The 26915-nt window shown below is 70.8% G+C and carries 17 protein-coding genes and 1 riboswitch; of the genes, 8 read left to right on the forward strand and 9 right to left on the reverse strand.

Annotated features, from left to right (window positions below):
• Window positions 1-8: 8 nt before the first annotated feature.
• The 5 genes from BMX65_RS34110 (at window position 9) to BMX65_RS06940 (ending at window position 8025) form a co-directional block, all read left to right on the forward strand.
• The gene (locus tag BMX65_RS34110; RefSeq protein WP_074999212.1) at window positions 9-2009 is read left to right on the forward strand and encodes a serine/threonine-protein kinase; all 2001 of its coding nucleotides are present in this window, start codon (window positions 9-11) and stop codon (window positions 2007-2009) included.
• Window positions 2010-2294: 285 nt separating this feature from the next.
• On the forward strand, window positions 2295-3110 hold the full coding sequence (locus BMX65_RS06920) for a DUF4232 domain-containing protein (protein ID WP_079171728.1): 816 nt from the start codon (window positions 2295-2297) through the stop codon (window positions 3108-3110).
• A gap of 551 nt (window positions 3111-3661) precedes the next feature.
• Complete coding sequence (locus BMX65_RS33360; protein ID WP_239502057.1) at window positions 3662-5182, forward strand: PP2C family protein-serine/threonine phosphatase; 1521 nt, start codon at window positions 3662-3664, stop codon at window positions 5180-5182.
• Window positions 5183-5390: 208 nt separating this feature from the next.
• A riboswitch (cyclic di-AMP (ydaO/yuaA leader) is annotated at window positions 5391-5555 on the forward strand.
• 12 nt (window positions 5556-5567) lie between these two features.
• Window positions 5568-6869: a M23 family metallopeptidase gene (locus BMX65_RS06930; protein WP_074999214.1), complete on the forward strand. Its 1302-nt coding sequence runs from the start codon at window positions 5568-5570 to the stop codon at window positions 6867-6869.
• A gap of 208 nt (window positions 6870-7077) precedes the next feature.
• Entirely contained in the window at window positions 7078-8025 is a 948-nt protein-coding gene (locus BMX65_RS06940) for an aldo/keto reductase (RefSeq protein WP_074999216.1), read from the forward strand.
• A 276-nt stretch (window positions 8026-8301) separates the two neighbouring features.
• Here BMX65_RS06940 and BMX65_RS06945 read toward each other — a convergent pair whose 3' ends face one another.
• From BMX65_RS06945 to BMX65_RS06965, 5 genes are all read right to left on the reverse strand, one after another.
• Window positions 8302-8745: a PPOX class F420-dependent oxidoreductase gene (locus tag BMX65_RS06945; RefSeq protein WP_074999217.1), complete on the reverse strand. Its 444-nt coding sequence runs from the start codon at window positions 8743-8745 to the stop codon at window positions 8302-8304.
• A 180-nt stretch (window positions 8746-8925) separates the two neighbouring features.
• On the reverse strand, window positions 8926-10029 hold the full coding sequence (locus BMX65_RS06950; protein WP_074999218.1) for a DEAD/DEAH box helicase: 1104 nt from the start codon (window positions 10027-10029) through the stop codon (window positions 8926-8928).
• A complete protein-coding gene (gene drmB / locus BMX65_RS06955; protein WP_107437402.1) occupies window positions 10026-11951 on the reverse strand; it encodes a DrmB family protein in 1926 nt (641 codons plus the stop codon). Before drmB ends, BMX65_RS06950 begins: the two co-directional genes overlap by 4 nt.
• Entirely contained in the window at window positions 11924-15124 is a 3201-nt protein-coding gene (locus BMX65_RS06960; RefSeq protein WP_074999220.1) for a helicase-related protein, read from the reverse strand. The genes drmB and BMX65_RS06960 overlap by 28 nt, the downstream gene beginning before the upstream one ends.
• The gene (locus BMX65_RS06965; protein WP_074999221.1) at window positions 15121-16737 is read right to left on the reverse strand and encodes a nuclease-related domain-containing DEAD/DEAH box helicase; all 1617 of its coding nucleotides are present in this window, start codon (window positions 16735-16737) and stop codon (window positions 15121-15123) included. The genes BMX65_RS06960 and BMX65_RS06965 overlap by 4 nt, the downstream gene beginning before the upstream one ends.
• 150 nt (window positions 16738-16887) lie before the next feature.
• Between BMX65_RS06965 and BMX65_RS34115 the strand changes: the two genes are divergently transcribed.
• Genes BMX65_RS34115 through BMX65_RS06985 form a run of 3 tightly spaced genes read left to right on the forward strand, consistent with a single transcriptional unit; the run spans window position 16888 to window position 22357 of the window.
• Window positions 16888-20484 (forward strand): sigma-70 family RNA polymerase sigma factor, encoded by a 3597-nt coding sequence (locus BMX65_RS34115; RefSeq protein WP_079171729.1) that lies wholly within the window; start codon window positions 16888-16890, stop codon window positions 20482-20484.
• Between the two features lie 32 nt (window positions 20485-20516).
• Window positions 20517-21473: a hypothetical protein gene (locus BMX65_RS06980; RefSeq protein ID WP_239502058.1), complete on the forward strand. Its 957-nt coding sequence runs from the start codon at window positions 20517-20519 to the stop codon at window positions 21471-21473.
• Window positions 21470-22357, forward strand: coding sequence for a DUF6339 family protein (locus BMX65_RS06985; RefSeq protein WP_074999223.1), 888 nt, complete (start codon window positions 21470-21472; stop codon window positions 22355-22357). Before BMX65_RS06980 ends, BMX65_RS06985 begins: the two co-directional genes overlap by 4 nt.
• Here the strand turns inward: BMX65_RS06985 and BMX65_RS06990 are convergent.
• The 4 genes from BMX65_RS06990 to BMX65_RS07005 all read right to left on the reverse strand — a co-directional run bounded on the left by BMX65_RS06990 (window position 22326) and on the right by BMX65_RS07005 (window position 26477).
• Window positions 22326-23639 carry a DNA cytosine methyltransferase gene (locus BMX65_RS06990; protein ID WP_074999224.1) on the reverse strand — a complete coding sequence of 438 codons (1314 nt, stop codon included), beginning with the start codon at window positions 23637-23639 and terminating at the stop codon, window positions 22326-22328. The genes BMX65_RS06985 and BMX65_RS06990 overlap by 32 nt on opposite strands.
• Window positions 23636-24640: a DNA cytosine methyltransferase gene (locus BMX65_RS06995; RefSeq protein ID WP_074999225.1), complete on the reverse strand. Its 1005-nt coding sequence runs from the start codon at window positions 24638-24640 to the stop codon at window positions 23636-23638. Before BMX65_RS06995 ends, BMX65_RS06990 begins: the two co-directional genes overlap by 4 nt.
• A gap of 13 nt (window positions 24641-24653) precedes the next feature.
• The gene (locus BMX65_RS07000; RefSeq protein WP_074999226.1) at window positions 24654-25091 is read right to left on the reverse strand and encodes a very short patch repair endonuclease; all 438 of its coding nucleotides are present in this window, start codon (window positions 25089-25091) and stop codon (window positions 24654-24656) included.
• Between the two features lie 159 nt (window positions 25092-25250).
• Window positions 25251-26477: a PrsW family intramembrane metalloprotease gene (locus BMX65_RS07005; RefSeq protein ID WP_239502059.1), complete on the reverse strand. Its 1227-nt coding sequence runs from the start codon at window positions 26475-26477 to the stop codon at window positions 25251-25253.
• Between the last annotated feature and the right edge of the window lie 438 nt (window positions 26478-26915).

The raw sequence follows: 26915 nt of genomic DNA on the forward strand, positions 1-26915 counted from the left end.
TAAGGGGCATGCCTTCACCTGATCAGATCGGCCGCTACCGGGTCGACCGTCGTCTCGGCTCCGGCGCCTTCGCGGTCGTGTGGCTCGCACACGACGACCGTCTGGAGGCACCTGTCGCCGTCAAGGTGATGGCCGACAACTGGGCGCACAGAATGGATATCCGGGACCGTTTCCTGGCCGAGGCCCGGCTGCTGCGCAAGGCGTCCTCGGGCGGTGTGGTCCAGGTCTTCGACGTGGGAGAACTGGACGACGAACGCCCCTATTTCGTCATGGAGTACGCGGACCGGGGCACCGTCGCCGACCGGATGACGCTGGGCCCGCTGCCGGTGTCCGAGGCGGTCCGGCTCACCGCTGAGGCGGCGCGCGGCGCGGAGGCCCTGCACGAGGCCGGGGTGGTGCACCGCGATATCAAGCCATCCAATGTGCTGTTGACCAGCGGAGGGGTGCAGGGCCGGGAACGGGTGCTGGTGGCCGATCTGGGCCTGGCCAAGAACCTCGCCCACGCGTCGGGGCTGACGGTGGTCGCCGGGTCGGTCGGCTACATGGCGCCGGAACAGGCCGAACCCTTCGAGGGCATCGACGCCCGCGCGGACGTCTACAGCCTCGGGGCCGTGCTCTACCACCTGGTCTCGGGCGCGACGCCCGGAACGCCGGACCGGGTGATGCCGCTCGACGAACTGCGCCCCGGGCTGCCGCCCGCGGTGGGGGCCGCTGTCGGGCGCGCGATGGAACCCGACCGCGAGCACCGCTGGCCGACCGCGGCGGCGCTGGCGCAGGAGTTGGACCGGATCGCGGGGACGCTGGAGCGCGCCGAGGACGACCCGGCCGCGACCGGTGCGGCGGAGTCCGCCGCGGACGCGGCGGGCCAGGACGGCACCGGCACGCCGTCCTGGGCGTCCCCGAGCGGTATGCCGTCCACGGTGCGCCCGACCTCCCAGGGGGCCGCTCAGCCGGCGACTGCGGCGACCGAGCCGCCCTCCCGGACGTCAGGAGCGGGTGGCGGCCGTCCGGCCGCGCCGGACGCGTCCTCCGCCGGGTCCGGGTCCGGGTCCGGGGTCGGGGTCGGGTCCGGGTCCGGGGCTGGGTCCGGCACGGCGGAGCCGGACCGTCGGGCGTCCGGTGCGGAGCCGGACCGTGCGGCGCCCGGCTCGTCGGAGTCGGCCACGGGAGAGCCCGTTTCCGAGGGGCGCTCGCGCGCATCCGCAGGGCGTGCTCCGCAGAACGCCCTGCCGGAGGGGCCGCCTGCCGGGGGTTCCTCTTCGGGGGGTTCCTCTTCCGAGGGGGCCGCGCCCGGGACGTCCGGAGCCGGGGCATCCGACTCGCGGGCGTCCGAGCCCGCCCCGGGGCGCCCCTCGCCGGGCGGCACGGCGCCCGTGCGGCCCGCGCGCCGCCGCCGGACGCGGGCGCTCGCCTTCGGGACGGCCGTTGTCGTGCTGGCCGGGGTGGGCGTGGCCGCCACGGCACTGGCGCCGGAACCCCAGCGGACGCCCTCGACCGTGAAGGTGCGCGACACCAGCGGGCGGATCAGCGTGCGGGTGCCGGGCACATGGGCGCGGGAGTTCACCGACTCGGGCTGGAACCCCTCCTCGCTGGGGTTGTCGGCCGACCACGCACCCGGACTGCTCGTCGCGGAGGACGTGCACAGTTGGCAGGACCTCACCTCGAAGACCAGCGGCGTCTTCGTCGGCCTCGGGTCCGCGGACGGGAAGAGCGGGAAGAGCGACGAGAGCGCGGACAGTGCCGCGGAGGGACTGCCCGACAAGGTGGCCGAAATCAAGCACTCGGAGTGCGACTACGCGGGAAGCCGGAACTTCAGCGGCGGAGGGTGGAGCGGGCGCATCCGGACGTGGTCGTCCTGCGCCTCCGGGTACTCGCTGGAGGAGATCGGCCTGAAGGCGACGAAGCAGGGTACGTCTCCGGTGTACGTGCAGATCCGCTGTGAGGAGGATTGTTCGGACAAGACGGACAAGGTGCTGGACAGTCTGCGCGTCAGCGCCGACGCCTCGTAGGGCGGGTGCCCGGCAGGGGCGGCAGAGGCCCGCTGCCGCGCCGGGTTTCCTCCCGTACGTCACCTCCACCTCATGCGGCGCACGCGTTCCGGTCCGGACCCTCCCGTTGCGACCGACCGCGAAAAAATCACGGGCGGCCGTGAACTTTCCTGCGGTACCGGCCATCGAATGCTGTGTACGGCGCGAAAGCCCCGAGGCACGCTGGAGACGAGAACCGGCACGCACACGAGGCCGCGGGGAGGCCGAACGACCGCGCGACAGCAGGACCAGGGAGTGACGGCAGCCATGACGAAGCGCCAGGACTCGACAACCGCGCAGCTCTCGACGACCCCGTCCGGGGCCGGAGCCCCGGCCCCCGGCGCACCGCGCGCCCTCCACCGCAGGCGGCGCCGGGTGACGCGGGTCGCCGCCGCCGCGACCGCGGTACTGGCGGCGGGCGCGTTGGTGGTCGGATGCGGCAAGGACCCCGAACCGGCTCCGGAGAAGGTCGGCGGTGACGCCGCCCCGGCCGGGAGCGACAAGTCCGGCGACTCCACGGGCGGGGACAGCAAGAACGGCAGCGAGGACACCGGCGGCAAGGACGGCGACGGGAGCGGCTCGGACTCCGCGTCGGACTCCAAGGCGTCGGGTTCGTCCTCCGCGGACTCGTCGAGCAGCAAGAGCGGGTCGGGCTCGTCCTCCGGTTCCCGGTGCGGCACGGGCGACTTGAAGGCGTCGTTCGGCGACAACCACCCGGGCGCCGGGCAGGAGAACTTCGCGCTGGTGCTGACCAACCGGTCCGACGACACCTGCACGGTGCGCGGCTACCCCGGCCTCGCCTTCGTCAACGACGACGGTGAGCAGGTCTCCTTCGACCCGCAGCGCACCGGAGGGAAGGTCCGGACCGTCGAGCTGTCGCCCGGGAAGAGCGCCTGGGCCCCGCTCTCCTTCACCAATCCGAAGATGACGAACGTCACCACGGTCACCCCGAGCGCGGCCAAGGTCACCCCGCCCGACGAGCGGGGTTCCCTCCGGGTGAACTGGTCCGGCGGGCCGGTCACCAACACCGGCAAGGCGTCCGTGCCCAAGATCGGCCCGCTGTCCCCGGGCACCGGCGGCTGAGGCCCGGCCCGGAGGCCCCGGGCCTCCTCCCGGCTCCCGGCTCGTGGCGCCGAGCGGGCTTTCCGGGGCCGGGGCCGGGGCCTCCGCGGTGCGGGATCTGCGCCGTACGGCCGCCCCTGGGCCGGCGGCATGCGGACGCCTCCCACCGGGAGGGGGAGGCGGTGCCGTCCGGGGTGGGCAGGGGCGCCGTCCGAGTCCGGGTGCTGATCGGACCGCCGACGGCTCGCTCCTTCGCCGGGTCCTGCGACGTGCGGCACCGGGTCCTGCGACGTGCGGCACCGGGTCCTGCGACGTGCGGCGCCCGGTCCCGCGGCATGCGGTGCCGGGGCCCGCGATGCGCGGCGCCCGGTCCTTCGACAGGCGGCGCCGGCCTTTCCGTGGTAGCGGAGACGGCACACCTCCGCCCCGACCGCCCCGGGGTCTGCGAGGGCCCGGCCCGCGACAGGCCCCTTCTCCTTCCCTTGCTCCCCCCTGCTCCCCCTTGCTCCTTCTCTTCCTCCTTCGACCCCTCCTGACTGGCCCGAAGCCCGGGGCCGGGTCAGATTGGAACCGTGCGGGAATGGGCGGCCGGGGCACAGCCGGTGATCGGGTACGGCGGCAACCTGGGGCGGCTGTGGCGCTTGGCGCGATGGCTGCCCGCCGCGCTGTGCGCGCTGGGGGTCGCCCTGGACTTCGCGACCCCCCGGGACGTGACCGTCTCGGCGCCGTTCGCCGCCGCCCCGCTGGCTGCCGCGGCCTTCCTGACCCTCCGCGGCACCGTGCTCACCGGAATGTTCTCCTCCGGGGCGACCATCCTCTTCTCCGCCTTCCACGACTCCGCCAACGCCTTGGAGGCCGAGGCCCGGTCCATCACCATCGTGACGGTGTCCGTCCTCGCCATCGGCGTGAACTATGTCCTGGTCCGCAGTGGCAGCAGACTGGCCTCGGCGCGCAGCATCGCCGAGGCGGTGCAGTACGCCGTGCTCCCCGCACCGCCCTCCCGCGTCGGTGCGCTGACCGTGGCGACCCGGTACCGCGCGGCGCAGGCAGAGGCCCGGATCGGCGGGGACTTCTATGCGGCGGAGGAGACCCCGTACGGCGTACGACTGCTGCTGGGTGACGTACGGGGCAAAGGGCTCGACGCGGTGGCCTCCGTCGTCCTCCTGGTCGGGGTGTTCCGGGAGGCGGCCGAGCAGGAGGCGACCCTCCCCGGTGTGGCGGCCCGGCTCGATCGTGCCCTCCAGCGGGACGCCCATCGCCTTCAGGGCGCGGCCCGGCTGGAGGACTTCAGCACGGCGGTGCTGGTCGAGATCGTCGATGCGTGTCCGCAGCACCCGGCTCCTCCCGCTTCCGGTGCTTCCTCGACCACTCCGGAAGACTCTGCCGACTCGCGATCCTCTGCCGCCCCGCCCGCCCCTGACGTCCTGGCGGTCCCGGCCGGCTCGGGAGCTTCGGATGTACCGCCCTCCTCCTCGCCCCTGGACTCCTCGGCCTCCCGGGCCGGTGATCCCCTGGCCCGGAGCGCGGAGGCGCCGGGGAACGCCGCACCGGGCGAGCCGGGCCCACCCGGCGGCACCCCCGGTCCACCGGGCGGACCGGACGCCGGGGACGATGGCGCGGCGATGGACCGCACGGCGGGCGACGATGTCCTCCTGCGCGTCGTCAACCGGGGCCACCCGGCTCCGGTGCTGCTGCACCGCGGCCGGGCGACACTGCTGGAGCCGACCATCCCCGCACTCCCGCTTGGCATGACCGACCTGGGCGTATGGCATCAGCAGGTCGACGAGTTCGCCTTCCCACCCGGCGCCCAGCTCCTCCTCTACACCGACGGCCTGTCCGAGGCCCGCAACCCGGAGGGCGACTTCTACCAGCCGGCCCAGCGACTGTCCCGCGCCTGCTTCGCCGATCCGGAGGAGTTGCTGGCGACGATCCTGGCCGACGTCGCGGCGCACACCGGTGGCCAGTCGGCGGACGACATGGCCCTGCTCGCCGTCGCCCGCGACACCTCTCGCGAGCCCTCCCGCGACGCCTCGGACGCCGCCCCGGACAGCGCCCCGGACGACGCCTCTCACGACACCCCGCGCAGCCCCTGACCCTGTGCGCCGACCGGCCGAATGCCTCGCGGGCCAGGCAGCGGTACGGGGGGCGCGGAGCCAGGCGGGACTCACGTCAATTACGGGGAACGGCTTGGAATCCCGGCCGCAGTTCTATTAACGTCCGATAACGCAGCACGGTCGTCACTGCCGTCACGGAAGACGGCACCGTGCGCCGTCGCCGAATCCCGCACGCGGTGCAACAGCAGCACCCGATCGGCCGCACAGCACCGTGGGAACCGGGGAACCACCCCTCCTCGTCAGCCGGACGAGGGGGACGGGGTGAATCGGACGCCCTTGCGAGAGGACGCCCGTAGGAGACCTTCCTGCTCCGAACCCGTCAGCTAACCCGGTAGGCGAGAAGGAAGGAAAGGAGAGCGCCCCCGTGGCCTCCAGATCCCAGGGCTTCGTCGGCCACGCGTCCCAGGCGGACGCGTACGCCCCACCCGCCGACCACGCCGGACCGGCAGCACCCTACGGCCAGGCCGCGTCCCAGGGCCCCGTCCCAGGACGGCCGGGACGGTCTACGTATGCCGTCTCCGCCGTCTCCGCCGGCCCCGGCCCCGTGCCGCCGCGCCATGACGGGCGGGACACCGGTGACACGCCTGCTGTTCGTCCCACTGATGCCGCCGATGACGAGTCGTGGGAGGACTGGAACCCCTCGGAGGACTCCGCCATTCCGGTACGGGGACGGCACCGGGTCGCCAAGCAGCGTGCCGGAGGCGTGGCGCGGGGCGGCACCGTCCTGGGAGTCGGCATGATCGCAGCCGTCGGCGCCGGCGGTATGGCGACCGCCCAGGACCGGGACCCCGGCACGATATCCGTGCCCGACGTGGACACCGCCGCCGACGCGCTCCGCAGCATCTCCGACCGGCTGCCCGACGCCGAGGACCTGCCCGGCATCGGCAGCCTGGTCTCCGAGAACGCCGAAGGCACGACGGACTCCGGCAGCGCCGGGAACACGTCAGCCGGCCCCCTCAGCCAGGCCGGGCTGTCCGACGAGGACGGGGCGGCGGGCCGCACCGACGCGGGCGAGGCTCTGCGCGCCCGCATCCTCGAACAGGCTGAACGTCACCGCTCCGCGGCGGACGAGGCAGCCCGCGAGAAGGCGGCCCGGCAGGCCGCGAGCGCGGCAGCGGCGGAAGCCGCCGAACGGGCCGCCGCTGCCGAAGAGGCGAAGGAAGAGGCGAAGCAGGAGCGGGCGCGCGAGGAGGCCGCCGAGCAGGAACGCAAGGCGGAGGCCGAGCGGAAGCGCAAAGCCGAAGCGGCCCGTCGGGCCGAACTCGCCCGCAGCTACACGGCGCCGCTCGCCTCCTTCCAGCTCAGCGCCGGATTCGGCCAGGCAGGCGGCATGTGGCAGAGCGACCACACCGGACAGGACTTCGCCGCCCCCAACGGCACCCCCGTCAAGGCCGTCCACAGCGGAACGGTCAAGGAGGCGGGCTGGGCCGGTTCGTACGGCTACCGCGTCGTGCTGCGGCTGGAGGACGGGACGGAACTCTGGTTCTGCCACCTCTCCTCCATGACCAGGTCGGCGGGCGACAAGGTCGGCACCGGCGATGTCATCGGCCGGGTCGGCTCCACCGGCAACTCCACCGGGCCCCATCTGCACGTCGAGGTCCGCCCGCACGGCGGCGACCCGGTGGACCCGCTGCCGTGGCTCCGCGACAAGGGAGTCAAGGTCTGAGGCCACCGCGCGTCGTGCTCCGGCGCCGACCCGCGCCGGAGCACGACGACATCGGGCACGACGACATCGGGCACGACGACATCGGGCACGACGACATCGGGCACGACGACATCCGGGACGCCCGGTGGCACCGGGGCACGCCGTCCGGGACGCCCGGTGTGCGCGCACGCGGGACCGCCCGACGCCGCGCTACCGTCGCGGCATGCAGATGAATGCCGACAGGAAGATCGGTCAACTGTCCGTCTCGCCGCTCGTGCTCGGCGGCAACGTCTTCGGCTGGACGGCCGACACCCCCACCTCGTTCGCCGTGCTCGACGCCTACACCGACGCCGGCGGCAACGTCATCGACACGGCCGACGGCTATTCGGCCTGGGTGGAGGGCAACAGGGGCGGCGAGTCGGAGACCGTCATCGGCGAGTGGCTCGCCGCGCGTGGCCCCGCCGTACGCGACAGCGTCGTCGTCTCCACCAAGGTGGCCCGCCACCCCGCTCACATGGGTCTCGCCCCGGCCACCATCAAGGCCGCCTGCGAGGATTCGCTGCGCCGCCTGCGGACGGACCGCATCGACCTCTACTACACGCACTTCGACGACGAATCGGTCGAGGTCTCCGACATCGTCTCCGCGCTCGACGACCTCGTCAGGGAGGGCAAGGTCCGCGAGATCGCCGCCTCGAACATCTCCCCCGCCCGTCTCGCCGCGTCGCTCGCGTTCAGCGACCGGGAAGGCGCTGCGCGGTACGTGGCGCTCCAGCCGCACTACAACCTCGTCTCGCGGGACACCTACGAGGGCGAACTCGAGGAGCTCGCCCGACGTGAGTCCCTGGCCGTCCTGCCGTACTACGCGCTGGCCTCCGGGTTCCTCACCGGCAAGTACCGTCCGGGCGAGGCCGTCCCGGAAGGGGCACGGGCGGGCAAGGCGGCCCGGCTCCTGGCCACCGAGCGGGGCCAGCGCGTCCTGGCCGCGCTAAACACCGTCGCCGCCGCGCACCAGGCGTCCGAGGCCACCGTCGCGCTCGCCTGGCTCGCCGCACAACCGACCGTGACGGCCCCCATCGCCAGCGCCCGCGCAGTGGACCAGCTCCCCGCACTACTGGCCGTCGCCGATCTGCGGCTCACCAACGACGAACTGCGCCTGCTGACGGACGCGTCCGCCTAACGCCTCGCCGGCAGGGCCGTACGCCGGTGACCGCACCAGCCCGCGCGGCGGCGACGGCACCCGGCCGCGCATCAGGCAGGGCGGCACGGCGGTGCGCCCCCACGAGGGCACGGCGGTGCGCCCCCACGACGGCACGGCGGTGCGCCCGCACGACGGCACGGCCGTTCCGGGGCTCCGGACCCCGCCGTCCACCCGGGCGAGGGGAGCCGGAGACACACGCGTGCTCCGGTGGCACGAGAGCCCCCGAACACCGGGGGACGCGCCACCGGCAGCCGCTCAGCGCCGCTGCGGCTGGCCGTACACCCGTTCCACGGGAAGCCGCACCACCTGCCGCTGGTCGGCCACCATGGTGTCCCGGTACTCCGCCCAGTCCGGATGCTCGCCCCGGATCGCCCGGTACACCTCGATCAACTCCTCGACGGTCGCATCGTGCGGATCCTGCGCGGCGGGCGTCAGCTCCGCCGTCCCGTCCACCACCGTCCACGCCCACCCGTCACTGCTCGTCACGTGATAACTCGCCCGCGGATCCCGCGCCAGATTGCGGGACTTGACCCGGGTCGCCGTGATGGAGACCCGCAGCTGCCGCTTGTCCGGATCGAAGGTGTGGTTGACGTTGGACAGGTGCGGGCGACCGTCCCGCCGCAGCGTGACGAGCACGCCCCGGTCGAGGTCGGAGAGGAGTCGGAGGAGCCGGACGTCTGTGTCGGGGGTGTTGGCCACGGGATCTCCGGGGGTCTCGGTACGGAAGCGGGCAATGGTCGTATCGTTCCGGATTCGGCTCGAACACGCGGGGAGGTGCGGTGCACGGCGACGTGTACCGCGGGCTCGGGCGATCCCGCCCGTCCGAGCCCGCTGACCGGCCTGTGCGGACGTCCGGGTGGGTGTCGCGAGGGCCGCAGGTCAGACGGCATGTCGGGCCAGCAGGGATTCCGGGATGTCGGAGAGGATCGCGGGTTCCCGGGAACCGCGATGGGCGAGATGGAGGTCCTCGCGGGCACGCGTGCAGAGCACGAAGAAGCGAAGACGCGCGGCCACGCCGGTCGGGTCCTCCGTGTACGCGTCCAGATCGGGAACGAAGACGCTGTCGAACTCCAGCCCTTTCATGCTGTTCGTGTTCAGGATGCGGATGGGACGGGTGGAGAAGTCGACGGCGTTCCGATACCGATCGTTGTGCACATATGCCTGGGTATGCGCGGCCAGTCCGAGGTTCGTGAGTCGACTCTGAATGTCCCGCTGCAGCCGGTTCGACCGACAGATGATCCCGATGCTCCGCTCGGGGTGGGCGGAGAAGTACCGGGAAATACCTGTGACGAGGTGATCCAGGGAAGGAACCTTCAGGACCGTCGGTGTGCGACCCGCGCTCGTCGACGGAAGCGGAATCCGCTCCCCTCGTCCCTCCTGGAACTCGGATGCCAGCATGGCGATCTCCCGACTGTTCCGACGGTTTCCGCGCAGGACCAGCGGAGGGGTCTGTGCCACGACTTCCCGGTGGATCTCGGAGACGGTGCTCTGGTCGTCCCCGATCTCCTGGTTCTCGTCCGCGAAGACGGTGATCCCGACACCGAGGACGCGGCACCACCGGTAGAAGTCGACAGGAAGCCCCTGGCCCTCGTCGACGACCAGGTGCGCCGTCGAGGTGACCCCCCGGACGATGCAGGTCTGCTGCATCTCGACCCAGGAGTGCCGCCATCCCTCTTCGTCGGTCGTCGGCGGATCCGAACCGAAGCGCTCGTTCCAGAAGTCCCGGATCCACCGGAAGGAGGTGGTGACCCGGACGGCCTCCGTGAGGTCGGGGGCCAACTGCGCGAGGTACTGATGCAGCACGTTGGAGCGGGTCAGGAGCACGACCTCGTGCCCGATCGTGGCCAGCGCCCAGGCACGGTAGACGGCCAGTACGGACTTTCCCGAGCCGGGACTGCCGGTGACGACGTGGCTGCCGCGGAACGGCAGATCGACGACCGCGTGCTGCTCGGTCTCGAGGTCGAGCAGGGAAGGCGCCCTCATGACAGACCGACGGCTTCGGCGGATTCCTCCAACGCCGCACGGACGACGTCGCCGAAGAAGCCAGGGACGGAGCCGTCGCCGATCAGGAGGGTCCTGTCCAACAGAGAGTTGTCGATCTCGCAACTCGTCTCGGGGAGAAGTGTGCAGGCATGGCAGGCGGCCCGGTTGAGGTTTGCCAGTGACCTGCCGGTGGAGTCGGCGCAGAGCGGGTCCTGGGAGCACCACTGTGCCGATTCGAGCAGTCGGATCAATGTCTCGACGAGATTCGGTGGCTGCCCTTGGCGGACGAGTCCGCCCAGTGTTCCTTCGGTGTCCCCGGCGGCCGTGTAGATGAACACCCCCGCCTGGGGCGGATGGCCGCTCCCCGGGGGGTGGCTTCTCGCGTAGACGCGTTCGCGGAGCGAGGCCGCGTTGTAGCCGCTGTCGTAGGAGAGTTGACGAATGAACTGGTGCGCCAAGGTGTGCAGCATGACGAACCGGGGCAGCAGATCGGGCCCGGTCTTCCCTCTGAGCCAGTCCACCTTGAACGAGGCTTCGAGATTTCTCCCGATCGACAGTGTTCTGTCGTGGACCGAGGGGATCCGCTCCCACGACCTGAGCCGTTCCTCGTCGACCGCGATGAAGATCCCTTCGCCGTAGGTCTCGACAGCAGGCAGCCACTGGGCGCGTGCACGGGTGTCGACGGAGACAACCCGCCCCCCTTCGCCCGCCTCGCCCTCGCCGGAACTCGGTTCGTACCGGGAGAATCCTTCGAGTGCACGGACCTCGCGAATCCGGTCGGCGACGACGACCGTCGAGAGCTGCGCAGCCAACTCCCGCATCGAGACGGGATCCCCGTCGCCGACGTCGAGGCCGACCCGGCGCACCGAGAAGGTCTTCGAGTCGACGGCGGACTCGGGGTCGGAGAACGCTGCCCATTCGGCGATGCTGAGGTCGTCGTCGGCATCGGTCGTGGACGGCGCCGGGGCGGTCTCGGCGGCATGACGACGTTCCAGGGACTCGACGAAGTCTTCGTCGACGCCGCAGGAGATGGCGATCAGAGTGCGGTAGGAGGGCGCCATGGGTCCGTTGTCGGCGCTCATCAGCATCGTCCAGTGCTTGTCGTTGACGACGGCCTGGGTCGCCTCGTCGTCCGCGGAGAAGCCGGAGGGTGCGGGGATGTCGATCGCGGAGTGTGTGAGGGGGAAGTAGACGTTCGAGGCGCCGCGTTGCACCGCCTGCGGCGTCTCCTCACAGACCTCCGCCTCGTCGGACTCCGATTCCCAGGGGTGTGTACCCGGGCACCGGAATCCGGACTTCCCGAGGATGTTCTGCCGACTGAGCCCGGCCAGGCTGCGACTGGCCCGGCAGACGGCGCAGCGCACATGCAGGGCCTCCAGACCGGACGAGTCCGGAGTGGCGACGAATCGGAGGCGACTGACCTGGCACTGGCGCTGGGCGTGGTCGTCGCTCCGGGAATGGGCCCATCGGCGCCAGTCGAAATCGGCCATGTGACCTGCCCGGCACACCTGGATGAAACGCATCGGTGCCAATTGCACCTTTCCGGCGCACTGCCGGCATGTCGGTTGCTTGTTCCGGACCTCGTAATCGGGACGCCACCGCAACATGTTCCTGCACTGCGGGCAGAACAACCATTTGGGAAATCGTACGTACAACGGTCCCGAGCGCGTCGTGTGAGCCGCCTTGCCGGAGGGGACGGCGGGGGCCGAGCGCAGACCGGGAACGCGCAGTTTGGCGACGAGCCGGGGTGCTTCCACCGCTTCGGCCGACGCCGCCCAACCCCGGGTGTCCTCGGCGACGAACGATTCGCCGCGCAGGTCGATGATCCCGCCGACACCGAACGGGACGATGGTCTGCGATCTGCGGACTTTGTGCCGGACGTCCTTCATCGGTGTCACATTCCTCTCACGACGAGAAGGCATTCACGGTCGACGTTGCGCATCGACTGGGGTGTCTCCCACAGACCGTCCTGCTTGCCGAAATCGGTGAGAAGCGCTTCGTACGACCGTCCCTGGGGCCGGTAGTAGAGACGGGTTCCGTCACCGCGCGCGATCTCGGCCTGCTGCTGCCATTCTTCGATCAGCCGGTCCAGCTGTTCGGCCGCGGCCTCGACCTCGTCGGGATCGGCGCGACGCACATGGTCCACCACCAGATCGCGTATCCGCCGGACCTCGTCCGGGTGGTCGAGGATCTCGCCGGCTCTGTTCTCGGAATGGAGGCCCTTGACCCCGTGCCGTACGAGGATGGTGAGCACCGCGTGCAGAGCCCGGTTGCGCGAGGGCATGGACCACGGGGTGATGCTGGTCGGTTCGACGTGCCGATAGAGGGAGCTGTGGTACACGCCGAACGATTCGTAATGGGACCGGTCCCGCGGTTTGGTGGAGCGGAAGAGCGTGACGATCAATCCGGGGACATGACGACGACCGACGCGGCTGGTCGCCTGGATGTACTCCGAGGTGGTCTTGGGCTGGCCGTTCATGAGCATGAGGCCGAGCCGGGGGACGTCGACGCCGACGGAGAGCATGTTGGTCGTGGCGAGGAACGAGATGCTGCCGCGTTCCTCGAAGCTCTTGCCGAGACGCTCGAGGAGCCGTGGCTGCTCGGCCCGTGCGATGTTGCTGGTCAGCTCGACCACCGAGTCGTCGTCCAGCTTGCGTCGTCGGGAGTCGTCCTTCGTCAGATGGTCCAGGCGGGCCGGAATGTCGTCCCGTGCGATCGTGACCGTCCGCCCCAGTTCCCGAAGGCTGTTGTGGTAGGCGACCGCGGTCCAGTAGGCGTCGCGCGTGATGTCGTCGCCGATCTCCTTCGGGGCCTGCAGGGCCGCGGCACCCACATGGACCGTCGACGTCGAGGCCGTGTGACCTTGTGCCATGACGCCGACGTACAGCCGGCCGGGCCTGTGCGTGTCGGGCGTGGCGAAGAACGACTCGCCGGCCTTGATGCCGGCCGGCGGGAAGAGCTGTGTCGGGCGCCCGTAGAGGCCGCGGACCTGGTCCTCCGAACGGCGGATGGTCGCCGTCGACGCGATGATCTTGGGCGTGGCGCCGTCGCGGCTGCACAGTTCGAGAATCGCCGATTCGTACAGGCCGACGGTCGTCCCCAGCGGGCCGGCCAGCAGATGCAGCTCGTCCTGGATCACGAGCGAGGGCGGCCGTCTGCCGTCCCTGCGTCCGAACAGGCTTCCGGCTTCCGATTCCCAGGCCAGCCGGGCGAACTTGTCCACGGTGCCGAGCACGAAGGTCGGCGGCTCGCGGTAGATCACCTCGTCCACCACGGAGACCGGCAGCCGCTCGTGGAACACACAGGTGGCGCGTGGACAGAAGAAGCCCGTCGTGACGCCGTCGGCCACGATGCCGAAATCCTTCTCCGCGCCCCGGCGCTCCGGCACGATCTCCGTTCCGCACCAGGGGCAACGTTCCAACAGGAATCGGTCGTCGGGCGAGTTCGACTGCTTCAGCGCGGAGAGCTCGTCCTGTGCGTCCGCGATCCGGTTCGGCGTCGTCTGCTGGCCCACCCAGAGCCCGATGGAGACGGGCTCCTCCCCCAGGTCGTGCGAGAGCTCTCCATCGAATCCCAGCCTGATGTACTCCAGCGCGCAGACGGCGGTGGCCGTGCGCTGGAACTGTTGTGTGGTGAGCAGACTCAGGGTGTAGCGGCTCAGTACGGCGGTGCCGCCGCCTTCCGCACCGAACCGCAGCCGACGCCAGAGGATCTCGAAGCACGCGGTGAGGAGATACGCCTCCGTCTTGCCTCCGCCGGTCGGGAACCAGATGAGATCGACCGTCTCCCGGTCCTCGTGGCCGGGGTTCATCAGGCCCTCGACCACGAGCAGGAAGTACGCGAGCTGGAAGGGGTGCCAGGCGTAGTCGTCCGGCGGTTCGGTCAGCTCGACGAGGTCGCTCGTCCTGGTCCGTCGGCTGCCCGCCAGTTCCGGACGGCTGTGCAGCATCTGGAGCGCCATCGCGCGGTTGGCGAGGCGAAAGGCCGCACGGGCTGCGGCTCCCGCAGGGGTCGACGCGGTGAGGGCGTCGATACCGGACGAGATGCGGTCGACCGCGCGCGCGATGCGGTCGAGGATCCGCGCGGCGGGGGCGGCGGCCCACGGTTTGAGGGATGCCGCCTGCCGGCGTTGGGCGTCGAGCCAGGTGCGGTAGTCGTGAGCGAACGCGCGCAGCTCCGCGCCGAGGGCTTCCGACGAGAGGTCCGTTCGCGACAGGTGGGCGAGCCGGAGCACGGGGAGGCCCCGGGGGCCGTCGGGCTTGATGTGCGCGACCACCTGCCGCGGCATGACCTGGGCCCGGACGGAGGTGACCGGTGCGGGCACGTCGTCACCCCCGCTGTCCCCGCCGTCCCCGCCGTCCCATTCGACGGCGCATCCGTGCCCCACGGCCCGGGTCACGACGTGCTGGTACTGGACGCGGAGCTCCTGCTCCTCCTCGTCACGACTGTTGAGACGGGTGCTCGGATACTCGAGTACCTTCCCGCCGACCGTCGTGGCGCTCAACCCGGCCTGGAAGAGCATCAGATCGCGGTCCTTGTGGGTGCTCTCCTCCTCGTCGTGCGCGTTCGCCAGCACGCACGTCACGAGATGTCCCGCAGCGTAGGGACGCCATCGGACGTGCAGACGCCCGTGCCCCTCCAGCACGGGTGTCCAACTCGGGCCGTCCTTCTCGACGGTCGTGTGCGAGACGAGCCGCGGCTGCCTGTGCCAACTGCGGCGTCCGCCCTCGCGGTGAGTGAGATAGCGCGACGCCTCGCACCTCACCCCGATCTCCCGTGCGTCGGTGAAGAAGGAGAAGCCGAGGGACGACGGAAGCCACGCATTCGCCTCGGCCACCGGGTCGTCGGCGAAGTTGTCCTCCTCACCGCCTCCGGCGGTGGACTCGTGGAAGTCCTCCTCGCCCTCCGTCTGCGAGTGCGCCTGCAGGGAGGCGCCACGGGGATACAGCGTGCCCATCAGATAGCGGCGGTCCGGGGGGTCGACGAGGATCTCGTCCTCGCCGCCTGCGGGTCCCACCAATTGGTCCCGGAGGTAGGACACGAACGCGTCCCGGTGCTCGGAGAGGAGTTCGTCCCTGTCGCTCAGGTCGTTCATGCGGACTGTGCCTCCCGCCTCAGTACCGCGACCCCCAGCTCTTTCAGCCGTTCGCGGGTACCGGGCCGGCAGGCGATCCACAGTTGCGAGCGCGCCCTGGTCCAGGCGACATAGACCGCGTCGAGCCGGCCCTCGAGGTGGGCGGGTTCGAGGTCGATCAGACAGACGATGTGGTTCTCGTGCCCCTTGAAGTCCGCCACCGAGGACCAGAGGGGCCGTCGCTTCCTGTTCTCGGTCCCGACGACATCGGTGAATCGCTGGATTCTGGAGGCGCGCCCGGAGAACCGGGCAGAGCTGGTCTCCCAGTCGCCGGAGGCGGACAGCAGCGTGATCTCCTCCGGGGAGACCCCCTCGGCAACGAGGTCGTCGATGTAGGCGTCGAGAGCCGCGGCCTCCTCCCGTGCGTCCTGCACGGTGGGGAAGCGCACTCTCTCGCCCTCGCCGGCCGACGCTACGCCCAGGTCGGCACCGGTGTAGGAGCGGACCTGATCGACGATCTGATGGGTGTTGCGGCAGTTGCGCCTCAGCGGACCGACGACGCAGCCGAGGTCGGACAGCCATTCCCAGGTCTCGGGTTCGTAGGCGTCCAGGTTCAGCACCTGGTTGTTCTGGTCCAGCATGAAGAGCCAGCGCCCCTCGGAGAGGCCCCCCGAGAGCAGAGGGTCCAGGGTGCCGAGCAGGGAGTCGATGTTCATCAGGTCCTGTGCCTCGTCCACGATCAGTTGGTCGAAGACACGCCCCTTCACCTCGTCCAGCCGGTCGTAGGGCAGGACGGTTGTCGCCTCGTCGGCGAGCACACGCGCCATGTGGGTCGCCAACGTGCCGCCGGCACAGGTGAACAGGACGCTGCCGTGCACGGCCCGGCGACGTGCCGCCTCGGCGGCGAGGAACGTCTTGCCCGTTCCCGCACCGCCGGTCAGGATCAGTCGCTTGTTGGACTCGACCTCGTCCAGTCTTTCCATCTGCTCGGTGGTGAGCCGCTCGAAGGTGGCGTCGAGATCGGTCAACCGGGACCGGAGGTTCGGCACCCGGTCGAAGTCCGGCCGAACGGCGTCCAGCATCTTCTTCCGGAGCGAGGCGGAGAGCGGGCGAGCCCATGTGTTCTCCGACCGCCAGTGGGCGACGGCCCGCTCGACACCCCGGGCCAGGCCGCGTCCGCCGTCCCACGCGGTGCTCCCCAGGTACTGCTCGGGCTCGAAGTGCGTCATGCGGGGAATGTCCACATCCGGCGTGATGACCAGATAGCCGCCGAGGACGCCCTGGCGCCTCAGATCGCCGACCAGGGCGCTCATCTCGCGCTCGAACTCGTGCATGCCCCCGTTGGCCTGTTCCCAGGGGCTCTCCTCCTTGCGGTTCTCCCGACCGCGCGGGCCGTAGTACCACTTGCCGTCACGCTGGACGATTCGTCCGCCCTTGACCTCGATGAAGAGCAGCATGTCGGGCGTGATGACCACGAAGTCGATCTCGCCGACCCGCTTCCTGCGGTGCTTGGGGAGGTGGACCGTGTGCAGTGCCACGCTGTGCTCGTCAGGGATCGCCTGCAACGCGGCGAACACATCGCGCTCGGCCCTGCTCCTCGTCCGGCTCGAGATCTCGCTCGGAATGATGCGCATCCACTCTCCCCACGGTCACACGACGTGCCCCTCAAAAATACAAACACCGCGCGTCGCCGGCTGCCGTTCCTGGCCGGAAGTGCTGGCAGGGACGGCTCACCGATGATGGACTTGTCGGGGACCGAGTAGCAGCGCGGGGGCGGGAGATCGATGGGCACGGAGCCGGGTGACGCGGCCGCGGGGCGGATGACCGAGGCCGGACGTGACCTGCTGGTACGGCTCATACGTCGATTCACCGACGAAGGAGTCGACCGCCACACCGCCGTCGGTCGGGTGATGCGGGCGGCCCGCCTCGACGAGCGACGGACGCAGGCACTGTACGAAGCCGTGGCGGCGGCTTCCGTCGCGGACGAACACGGTCGCCGGGCGGCGGATTCCGAACGGGAGGAGGCGAGGTCTCGCGATCCGCGGACGGAACCCGGAGAGCTGCCCGGTCGATCGGACCCGCACTTTCCCGAGGCGGAAGCGGAGCTCCCCGGTCCCGTCTCCTCCCGCACTGTCCCGGACTTCGACGCCACGGACAGCGCACGGCGCGCCGCTCGTGCCCTGCTGGAGGTCGACCGGAGGCTGGCCCGGCCGGGGCGGGTGCTGAAGGCCGAGGAGGAGGTGGGTCTCTGTCTCCTGTTCCGGGGATCGAGAGGAGCCTCGGAGTCGCTGCCGGAGGGGTATGCGGCGACGCTCCCCCGGGGCGGCGAGGCGTATCGGGCCATGAGCGCGATGGTCGCCCACAATCAGCGGCTCGTGCACAAGACCCTGATCGGCATGGGGTATCCGGCCAAGATCTCCATGTACGAAGATCTCGCGCAGTGGGGCGTGATCGGATTGATCCGGGCCGTGGAGAAATTCGACATCACCAGGGGCAACAAGTTCTCCACCTACGCGACCTGGTGGATCCGGCAGGCGATTTCCCGGGCCGTCGCGAACGAAGGGTCTCTCATCCGCTTCCCTGTTCACGTCTGGGAAGACCTGAACAGGCTGCGAAAGGCGGAGCGGGCCGCACTGGAACGGGGCGGGATCCCCGACGTGGACGATCTGGCCCTGGCGTGCGAGCTGGCTCCGGAAAAGGTGAAGCGGTACCTTCCCCTGCTGCACCGGCCGGTCCTGTCGCTGGATCAACCGGTGGGCGCGAACATCTCCCTCGGGGAACTCGTCGTCGACGAGTACGGCAGGGTACCGGGACCGGAACAGGTGCTGCAGCACGAGTTCGTCCGCGAAGAACTGTTCCAGCTCTTCGACGCCTGTGATTTCACGGAGCGCACTCGCGAGATCCTGAAGCTGCGCCACGGCTTCGTCGACGGGGAGAGCTGGACGCTGGACGAGATCGGCAGAAAGCTCGGAGTCACGCGGGAAAGAATCCGCCAGTTGGAGAAGCGTGCCCTGGAACAGCTCCGTACCTGTGTGTACGAGCAGCCGCAGGAGGGCGGTGTCCCGCGGCAGGACGTGAAGATCGTCCGTAGCGGCAGGGAAATGATCGTCGTGAGGTCCGGATCGCACCGCCTTCCGCGGAGGCGGAGACCCACGCGTGGCGCCAGGTCCGGGGATGGCCGTCAGGTCCACAGACCGGATACGACGAACGGGTCCGACGGGAGAGAAGAGCGGGTGGCCTCGAACGAGACGGAATTCGGCCAGTGGTTGGCCGAGCGTATGCAGCTGCACAGGATGGACGAAGTCGCACTCGCGGGCCGCCTGGGGGTGACGCGCGCTCTGATCGAGGCGTGGCTCGCGCATCGCTCCGAGCCCCGGGAAGAACATGCGTCGGCGCTGCGGGAGGTGTTCGGGGAGACGGGCGAAGCCGGGCAGACGTCACCGGCGGATACTCGGCCACGGGGCGGAAGCACCGGGACGCCGACTGTCTGGTACCACCGTCCCGGACATGACGACGGCGGGCGCGAGTTCGGCAACGCCGCCGCCTTCGCCTTCGAGGCCGATCTGGAGGTGCTGGCCCGAGAGGCCACGCAGAACAGCCTCGACGAGCGGGACAGGTCGAACGACCGGCCGGTCGGCGTCCGTTACACACTCCATGAACTCACCGGCGAAGCACTGGCCCGGTTCCGAACGGCCATCCGCTGGCCCGACCTCCGCCCCCACTTCGAGGCGGCCGCCGCCCAGGACCAGAAGGTCGGACGTGTCATCGGCGCCGGCCTGCGCGACATGACCGAGCGGGATCGGCTGGTACTGCTTCGCGTCGACGACTACAACGCCAACGGGCTGACCGGCGACGACTACGAGGACGGGCGATTCGCCGCAGTGGTGCGTCGACAACTGGACAGCCGCAAGTCGGACACGTCGGCCGGCGGATCCTACGGTCTCGGAAAGGCCACGCTGTGGGCCACCAGCCGGCTGGGCCTCGTCCTCGTGAACTCCACGCTCTCCCGACCGCACGAGGGACGGACGGAGCGCCGGGTGATCGGACGCCTCGATCTGCCGTGGCGGGAGGTGGCGGGCCGGAGGTACGCCGGGCCCGCCTGGCTGGGGCTGCCGGACGCCGAGGCGGAGAATCCCGAGGTCGTCCGCTCCTGGTGGGCCGACGAGACGACGGTCGCAGACCTGCATCTCACCCGCGAGGACGCTGCTCCCGGCACGTCCTTCCTGATCGTCGGAGCGCACGACGTGGCCAGTCTCGAGGCCGGCCGGTCCCAGGAGGGCGATGTCGGTGACGACGAGGACAGTCTGGAGCGCATGCACCAGCGGCTGGTCCGGGCGCTGGGCCGCAACTTCTGGGCCGCGATGACGGGGGGAGGCGAGCGGCAGCCCCTGCTGGAGGCATCGGTGCGGACGCTGCGCAACGGCGTGGAACACATCGCGGAGGAGCGGGTCGATCCACATCGTCACCAACCCGCCCGCTCACGTGCTCTCGAGGCGTTCCTGAGCGGCGGCACAGTGGAGCGCCTCACGGAGGCGGGACAGGTGGCGTGCGTGACCGTGCCGTTGAAGCTGCCCGCGCGGGACGGTCTTCCGGAAACGGCGGGTGAGCACCGGGCGGTGCTCCTGGTGACGGAGGCGTCGGACGCGGACGGCAGAATCAACCAGGTGACCGCGCTGCGCGGCAACCGGATGACGGTGAAGACGAGTTCGGTCCCCGGCCTCCCGGTGGGGACCAACCCCTTCCAGGCGGTGCTCCTCGCCGGACGTGCGGCCGGGGACGACGCACCGTTCGCGGCCGCCGCCGAGGAGTTCCTGCGGTCCTCCGAGCCTCCCGAGCACAACAAGTGGGGGCAGACGGAAGAGCTGAGGCTGCGCTACATGCCCTCGGCGCATCGACGTGTCGCCGCCCTGACGACCGAGACGAACCGGGCCGTCCACGCTCTGGTGGCGGTCCCCGAGGAGAAGAAGCCGCGCGGCACGAAGAAGGTCGGCAACCGGCTCAAGCTCTCGGGCAAGGGCCGACGAACCGTCAAGCCCAAGGGACCGACGGCGCCCCCGGAGCTGGACGAACTGCAGGCGGTCAGCGCCTCCTCCGGTGCGTGGGAGGTCACCGGCGAGGTCAAGGTGCCCTCGATCGGCGGGCCCTGGCACATGAACCCCGTCGCCAAGCTGGAGGTCCGATCCGGACCCCGGCCTGTGGTCAAGTGGGCCGAGCTCGTCGCCGTCAGCAACTGTGAGGTGGTCGACGGGGTGCTGCGCTTCACGCCGGGCGCCCGTCGGGCCGTCTTCAAAGGGGTCACCGATGTGTCCACGCAATCCACGCGGGCCGCGCTGACCAGCCTCGTCGTCGAACTCCAGGAGAGCAAGGAGAGCATCGCGTGAGGGCGTATCCCTACCCTCGACCCACCGGTGAGGTGACTGCACGCGTCACAGCGGTACGGCTCCGTGGTCCCGGGGACTCCCGCGAGCAGTTGGACTCCAAGGCGCACTCGGTCGTCGATCAGGTCGTGGCGCTCGGCATGGCCGAACGCGCCGACTGGCGGACCGCACGGCTGTCCCTGGGCGTGACCGTCCCCGTCCGTGAGCTCGACAGGAAGGGCCACTGGTCCGACGTCGCCGTCGTCGCGGTGCTGACCGAGGGAGCCACCAACGCGCGCACCGTGTCCAGGCTGCAGCCGGCTGCGGAGGCGAGCGGGGAGTGGGTCGGGGAGATCGAACTCGACCGGGACGACCACCTGGACCGGGCGTCGCTCGTCGTGTACGTGGTCGCCACCGTCGGTGGGGTGTCCGGACGGATCATCGCCTGTACCGAGCGCGAGTGGCTGATCGACATGACAGCCGATGCTCCCCGCAGGGATCGTGAACTGGACGTCACCGCGGTCAGCTTCGCGCGGGGCGCCGAGTGGTTGCGCGACTTCCGGGACGCGCCATGGGTCGTGGACACCTCGGGGCGCATTCCGGCCGTCCGCCTGAACTCGGACTTCGAGGGCCTCATGCGGCTCGTGGAAGCCGAGGGCACGAAGACGGAGAAGGTCTTCGGAAGGTTGTTGATGGCCCAGGTGTGCGCCGATGCGTGGGTCGCGGTCTTCCACACGGCGATCGGGGATCTGGAGATCGAGGACGACGGGACGCCGCTCTTCCCCGCGGACTGGCGCGGTGCCGTACTCAGGGAGATGCTCCCGGACGTCCTTCCCGGGCGGTCGGAGGAGGACGCGCTGCGGGAAGTGCACCGCCGCCGCATCGGCGAGGGGAGTTGGACGGACCTGCAGCCACGCATCCAGTACGCTGCCGCCCGCCGTGCCGAGGTCCCGAAGGAGTTGGCCGACAGCGTCCGCGACATCGCACGACTCGACCAGGAGACCCCCGCGTGACTTCCCGCCCCGAACACCTGCCGGAACAGCTCGCTCTGCTCTCCGACGTACATGCCGCCGAACATCTCACCGCAGGAGTGCTCGAAGGACGGGAGGACATCCCGTCCATCGCGCTGAACAAGGTCGCCGAACCGATGCCGAGCGACGATCCGCGCTGGCGGCTGCACCGGGTCCGGGACCTGATCGACGACGCGCTGAGCCGGTTCCGGGGCGAGCGCCCCACGGCGGCGGACGCATGGTTGGCTCCACGCCTCCACGAGACGCTGCGCATGACCCGCAAGGAGGCCGCCGACAAGCAGTTCTGGACGTACCTGGCAGTCGGCGTGGCCCCGGACTACGTCGTCTGGCGGCACCTGTCGGATCCGCACAGGAGCGATTCCCGAGCACGGGTGGCGCGCGACAGGTTCGTCGGCCCGCACTACAAGCAGGCGTTCGCCCGACTCTGGTGGGCGGCCGAACTCTTCCGGGACGGCTCGGACTACCGCCCCGCGGTGGCGACATGCGGAAGCCAGGACATGCTCAACTCGGCCCTCCGGCTCGATGTCGTCGATCACCGTCCCACGGCACTGGCCCTGGTCGGGCTGTTGGAACGGGGGACGGTCCGCACCGGGCGGGAGGTGAACGCGTTGACGTCCGCGGTCAACGCCGCCGCGGCGACCTTGATGTACGACGTCCTCGCTCCTGATGCGGAGCGCGACGGAGAGCCGCTGCGCGACTGGATCGCGGGAGCCGGATCAGCGCTGCCGTCACCCAGGGACCAGCTGCCGGAGGGCCCGGAGGAGCAGCCCGCGCAGCCGGAGGCGGTCGAGATCCTGGTGGGTCATTTCGCCGAGCTCTTCGCGGAGGCACCTGTCAGGGGGAGGGCTCCGCACGAGGACGAATGACCCTGTGGGAGTCGGGAGGGCATTGACTCCGATCGCCGCACCCGAGCCGGCGCAGCTCTTCCGTGGTCGTCCGGGGCACGTCGGGCCAGGTGCCGGCGGCCGCCAACTCGTCCTCGGAGGGCGCCGCTCCGCGCAAGGCATGACCGAGCACGTGCATGCCCAGGCGCGGAGGCACCGCATTGCCGACCTGCTGGGCCCGGTCGTTCCCCGACCAGGGGAAGTTGTGCGGGAAGGTCTGGAGCACACCCGACTCGGGGATGGTGAAGCGGTCCCACTTCTCGGCCTCGTACTCCGCGAGGCTCCTGTACACCTTGTTCCGGGAGATCTTCCCCGTGACGGTGAAGGCGGGCTCGGCGGAGGAGCGGCGGCCGCGGTTCCTGGGATCGCCTCCGGAACCGTAGTTGGAGACGACGAAGAATTTCATGTCGTCGTCCGTGCGGAGTCGCGACACGTCCACCGGCGAGCCCTCGGCCCGGCTCGCCGTGTCGAGGGCCTCTCCCATGGAGATCCAGGGCTGCTCGGTGCCCGGGACCGCCGCCTCCGTCGGGAGCATGTCCGGCTGCGCGAGAGTGCGCCTGCCGCGCAGCACGTCGAAGGGCCGGTGGGTCGCCTTCGGCGGTCGGACGGCTCCGGCACCGGGCAGTCGGGCGACGAGCACGGCGCGCTTCCGGGTCTGCGGCACGCCGAACTGCTCCGTCTTCAGCTTCCAGCATTCGGCCTCGTACTTGACGCCCCTGAGCCTCCCCTCGCCGCCGCGCAGGAGTTTCGCGTAGACCTCCCAGAGGGGCAGGACCTCGGGGACCTGCTCCAGAACGATCACCTTGTAGGGATCACGACCGTCGGTCTCGATGGCCTTCAGGAGCCAGCGCAACGGCTCCAGCACCAGTGCGGTACGGGGATCGCCCAGGGAGTGCAGGTCCCGGTCGATCCCGGCTTCGTCCTCCCCCTCCACGAGGCGGTGGATGAACTCCTTCACCGTGTCCAGCGCCCGCCGCCCGGCGCCGTTGCCCGCGACCGAGAAGGACTGACAGGGCGGCCCACCGGCGAGGACGTCGACCGATGCGGGGATCTCCTGGAAGCGGGTCTCGCGCATGACGCTCACATCGGCGTGGATCGTCGGCAGGCCGGCTGCGTACCGTGTCTCGCAGGCGTTCCGGTCCCACTCGATCCCCACGCTCTTGAAGCCCAGGAAGTGTGCGGCCACGTCGAGGCCGCCGGGACCCGCGAAGAGGTCCAGAATGCGGACTCCGTCGAGATGGTCCTGTGCGCCGGGGCTGGTCATGGGGTCGAAGTGTATCCGTCGGCCGGACCGGAGGCGTTCAGTGCGGCTCCGATCGCCGCCCCGAGCGCCTCGCCCACCGGCGGCGGGGAAGCGTGCCCGATCTGGCGATAACGGGCCGTCTTCCTCCCGGTGAACGTCCAGTCGGACGGGAAGCCCTGCAGCAGAGCGGCCTGCTCCGTGGTGAGCCTGACCATTCCGTGTCGTCCCGCTTCCGGGACCCAGCGGAAGTCCGGACCGGGGACGCTGTCGGCCACGGTGCCACCGTCGACCCCCATGCGGGCCCATGCCTTCTTCGTCCCTGTCGGCCCCAGGTCCGCACCCCCACGTCTGTCCGATCCGCCCACGAGCGTCGGGGCCACGCTGCCCGCCTGTGCTGCCCATCGGTCGGCTTCCGGCCATCCGCCCGTGGCCATCGAGCGGCCCAGCGCGCGGCCCACCGACAGATGCTCGTGCACGGTCGGCTCCGGCGGACGGAACTCCTCGAAGTACTCCTTCCGGAGCGCGACGAGCAGTCCCTGTCTCCGGACCTGCGGCACCCCGAAGTCCGCAGCGTTCAGGACGAACCATCGGAAGCGGTAGCCGAGATGCTCCAGCTCCCTGCGGACGAAGTCGCGGACGGACTCGAAGTCCGCCGCGTCGACCAGCTCCGGCACGTTCTCGATGAGCAGAGCCCGGGGCCGCACGGCGTGTGCCAGGTAGAGGGTCGCCTCCAGCAGGCGCAGTTCGGCCTCGGTGTCGGTGCGCGCCACGGTCGCGGCGGACTTCACGCGGGGCAGGCCCGCCGCGAGCAGGTCCACGTCGTAGATGTCTCGATGCCGGGAAGGGGAGAAGTCCAGCAGATCCGCTTCCAGGACGTGCCATGCCGGGCGATTCGTGCGCAGCGTCCCACAGGCCGCGGGTTTGTTGTCCAGGAGCAGTACGGGTTCGAAGCCGGCGGCTTCCAGCCCGAGGGACAGCCCACCCGCTCCCGCGCACACGTCGACGCATCGGAGTCCGCTCATCGGTCCCGTCCTGTCACCGTGGCTTCCTTCTGGTTTCCTTCTCCCGTTCGACCGCTCCGGCCACCAGACGCATGACGACTTCCGGCGACTCGTGTTCCCAGAAGCGCATGACCGTCCAGCCCTCGGCCCTCAGCTGCGCGTTCGTCTCCTGGTCCCGCTCGACATTGCGGGCCAGTTTCCGGCGCCACCATTCCGCGTTCGCCTTGGGGCTGGTGGCGTGCTCCGGGCAGCCGTGCCAGAAGCAGCCGTCGATGAGCACGGCCAGCTTCGCCCGGGTGAACGCGATGTCGATCTTGCGCCTGCGCATGCCCGGTACCGGAAAGTGGGTCCGGTAGCGGTAGCCGGCGGCATGGAGAAGCCGGCGCACCGCCCGTTCGGCGCCCGTGTCCTGGCTGGCCTGCCGGCTCATCCTGACCGAGACGACGTCGCTGGAGGGAGGTGCGGCATCCATTCCTCCATTGTCCTCCTTCTCGAATCGTCACCGGGCGCGGACGGAGGACGATGCCGGGTCGCCCCTCGGACCACTCCCGTCCTGGGGCGAAGGTGCGCCGGCCTGCACCTCGGACGAGGGGGTGGCACGTCGGCCGAGCAATCGGTCCGGACCTGCGGCTCACCGCACCGGGTACCCCGTCCAGCGGGGGGTCGGGGGGCGGCTGAGGGCGAGGGCGGCGCTGGTGGTGGGTGGGCCGGCCAAGGGGCGGTTGGTCCACAGGCGTTGGAGGAGGGCGTGCTCGCGGGAGGCGAAGTCCGGGGCGAGGGCGCCGTTGTCGGCGCGGGCGCGGAGGACCGCGAGGGCGCCGGCGTCGTGTTGGTAGGCGGCGACGGTGCGGGCCGCTTCGGGGCCGTGGCTGCGGCGTGCCATGGCGCGGGCCATCGAGCGGGCGCGCATCGAGGAGAGGGACCAGGGCTCCGGCTCGCTGAACCACCCGGCGGCCGCGTAGGCGGGCAGCGTGTCCCGTACGAGGCGCAGGTCGTGCAGGCGGGACCAGATCGCCAGCCAGGTCAGCGCGCCGAACACGGGGATCATGAAGAGGCCGTACACGGCGAGGAACGTGTAGTTGGCGAAGGACGCCGAGCCGTTCCAGATGGCGTGCAGCAGCACTCCGGTGAACCAGCCCAGCAGGGGCAGTGTCCAGCGCAGTACGCGCCGGCGCGTGGGGAGCGCGGCGACCATGCCGAGGGCTATCCCCGTCATCGAGGTGAACAGGGGATGGGCGAAGGGTGCGAAGACGATGCGGATGACGAACGTGCCGGCGGTCACCGAACCGGCGAAGCCGTCGGGGTCCAGCACCGTGTCCTTCCCGTAGGCGGTGCCGAGATAGAGGATGTTCTCCGTGAAGGCGAACCCGGCCGCGGTGATGCCGGCCGCGGCGATGCCCGAGATGACGCTGTCGAGGTGGCGACGGCGGAAGAGGAAGATCAGCAGGATGGCGCCGGCCTTGGTCGTCTCCTCGACCACGGGCGCGATGACGGTGGCGCCGAGCGTGTCGGCCTGATCGGGCGAGTCGACGACGACGGACGAGGCGAGCCAGTCGGTGGCGAAGCCGTTGGCGAGGATCGCCACGAGCGTCGCCGCGCAGGCGCCCCAGGCGAAGGCGAACAGGTGGGTGCGCCAGGGAACGGGCTGCGGCGCGGTCAGCCAGCGGAACGCGGCCAGCAGCAGCGGCACCGGGAAGAGCGCGAGCCCGAACCCGACCAGCAGGCCACGGGTGCCCGTCTGCTCGCGGACCAGCGCCAGGATCATCAGTCCGCACAGGGCGAGCAGCACGATCACCGAGGTGGCGCGCAGCGTGCGCTGGTTCCGCTGCCACCAGGACGGCACCGGATGGGTCGGCATGGCGTGCGCCATTCCGCTGTGCGGCGTTCCGCTGTGCGGCGTTCCGCTGTGCCCGGCTTCGTGCGGCGGGGCTCCCCAGCCGGACGTGGCGGTCGGGGGCGGCGTGGCGGAACCGGCTGCCGCGGAGGGCCCGGGAGGGCGGGTGCCGTACGGGGGCTGATCCGGCGCCGCGGCCACCTCCGGATAGTGCGGCCCCGCCTGCGGGACGCCACCGTGCGGGATCGGGCCGCCGACGCCGGACCCGACCCCGGGCCCGGGCGGCTGCGGTGCGGCGGCGGGCGTGCGAGGAGGCGTCGGGCCGTACGGCGGCTGCGTGGAGGCGTACGGCGGAGGGGCGGGAGGGAAGGGGGCGCCGGGCGCTCCGAGGGGTGCGGATGCGTCCTGCGGTTCCGGTCTGTACGGCGGTACCGAGGCGCCGCCGGAGGACGTCGGTGAGGC

The organism is Streptomyces qinglanensis, from assembly GCF_900111245.1.
Lineage (GTDB): Bacteria > Actinomycetota > Actinomycetes > Streptomycetales > Streptomycetaceae > Streptomyces > Streptomyces qinglanensis.

Coding starts and splice junctions, on each gene's coding strand:
- BMX65_RS34110 (WP_074999212.1), top strand. CDS start 9: ATGCCTTCACCTGATCAGATCGGCCGCTACCGGGTCGACCGTCGTCTC.
- BMX65_RS06920 (WP_079171728.1), top strand. CDS start 2,295: ATGACGAAGCGCCAGGACTCGACAACCGCGCAGCTCTCGACGACCCCG.
- BMX65_RS06940 (WP_074999216.1), top strand. CDS start 7,078: ATGAATGCCGACAGGAAGATCGGTCAACTGTCCGTCTCGCCGCTCGTG.
- BMX65_RS06950 (WP_074999218.1), bottom strand. CDS start 10,029: ATGAGGGCGCCTTCCCTGCTCGACCTCGAGACCGAGCAGCACGCGGTC.
- drmB (WP_107437402.1), bottom strand. CDS start 11,951: ATGCCTTCTCGTCGTGAGAGGAATGTGACACCGATGAAGGACGTCCGG.
- BMX65_RS06960 (WP_074999220.1), bottom strand. CDS start 15,124: ATGAACGACCTGAGCGACAGGGACGAACTCCTCTCCGAGCACCGGGAC.
- BMX65_RS06965 (WP_074999221.1), bottom strand. CDS start 16,737: ATGCGCATCATTCCGAGCGAGATCTCGAGCCGGACGAGGAGCAGGGCC.
- BMX65_RS34115 (WP_079171729.1), top strand. CDS start 16,888: ATGGGCACGGAGCCGGGTGACGCGGCCGCGGGGCGGATGACCGAGGCC.
- BMX65_RS06990 (WP_074999224.1), bottom strand. CDS start 23,639: ATGACCAGCCCCGGCGCACAGGACCATCTCGACGGAGTCCGCATTCTG.
- BMX65_RS06995 (WP_074999225.1), bottom strand. CDS start 24,640: ATGAGCGGACTCCGATGCGTCGACGTGTGCGCGGGAGCGGGTGGGCTG.
- BMX65_RS07000 (WP_074999226.1), bottom strand. CDS start 25,091: ATGGATGCCGCACCTCCCTCCAGCGACGTCGTCTCGGTCAGGATGAGC.
- BMX65_RS07005 (WP_239502059.1), bottom strand. CDS start 26,477: ATGCCGACCCATCCGGTGCCGTCCTGGTGGCAGCGGAACCAGCGCACG.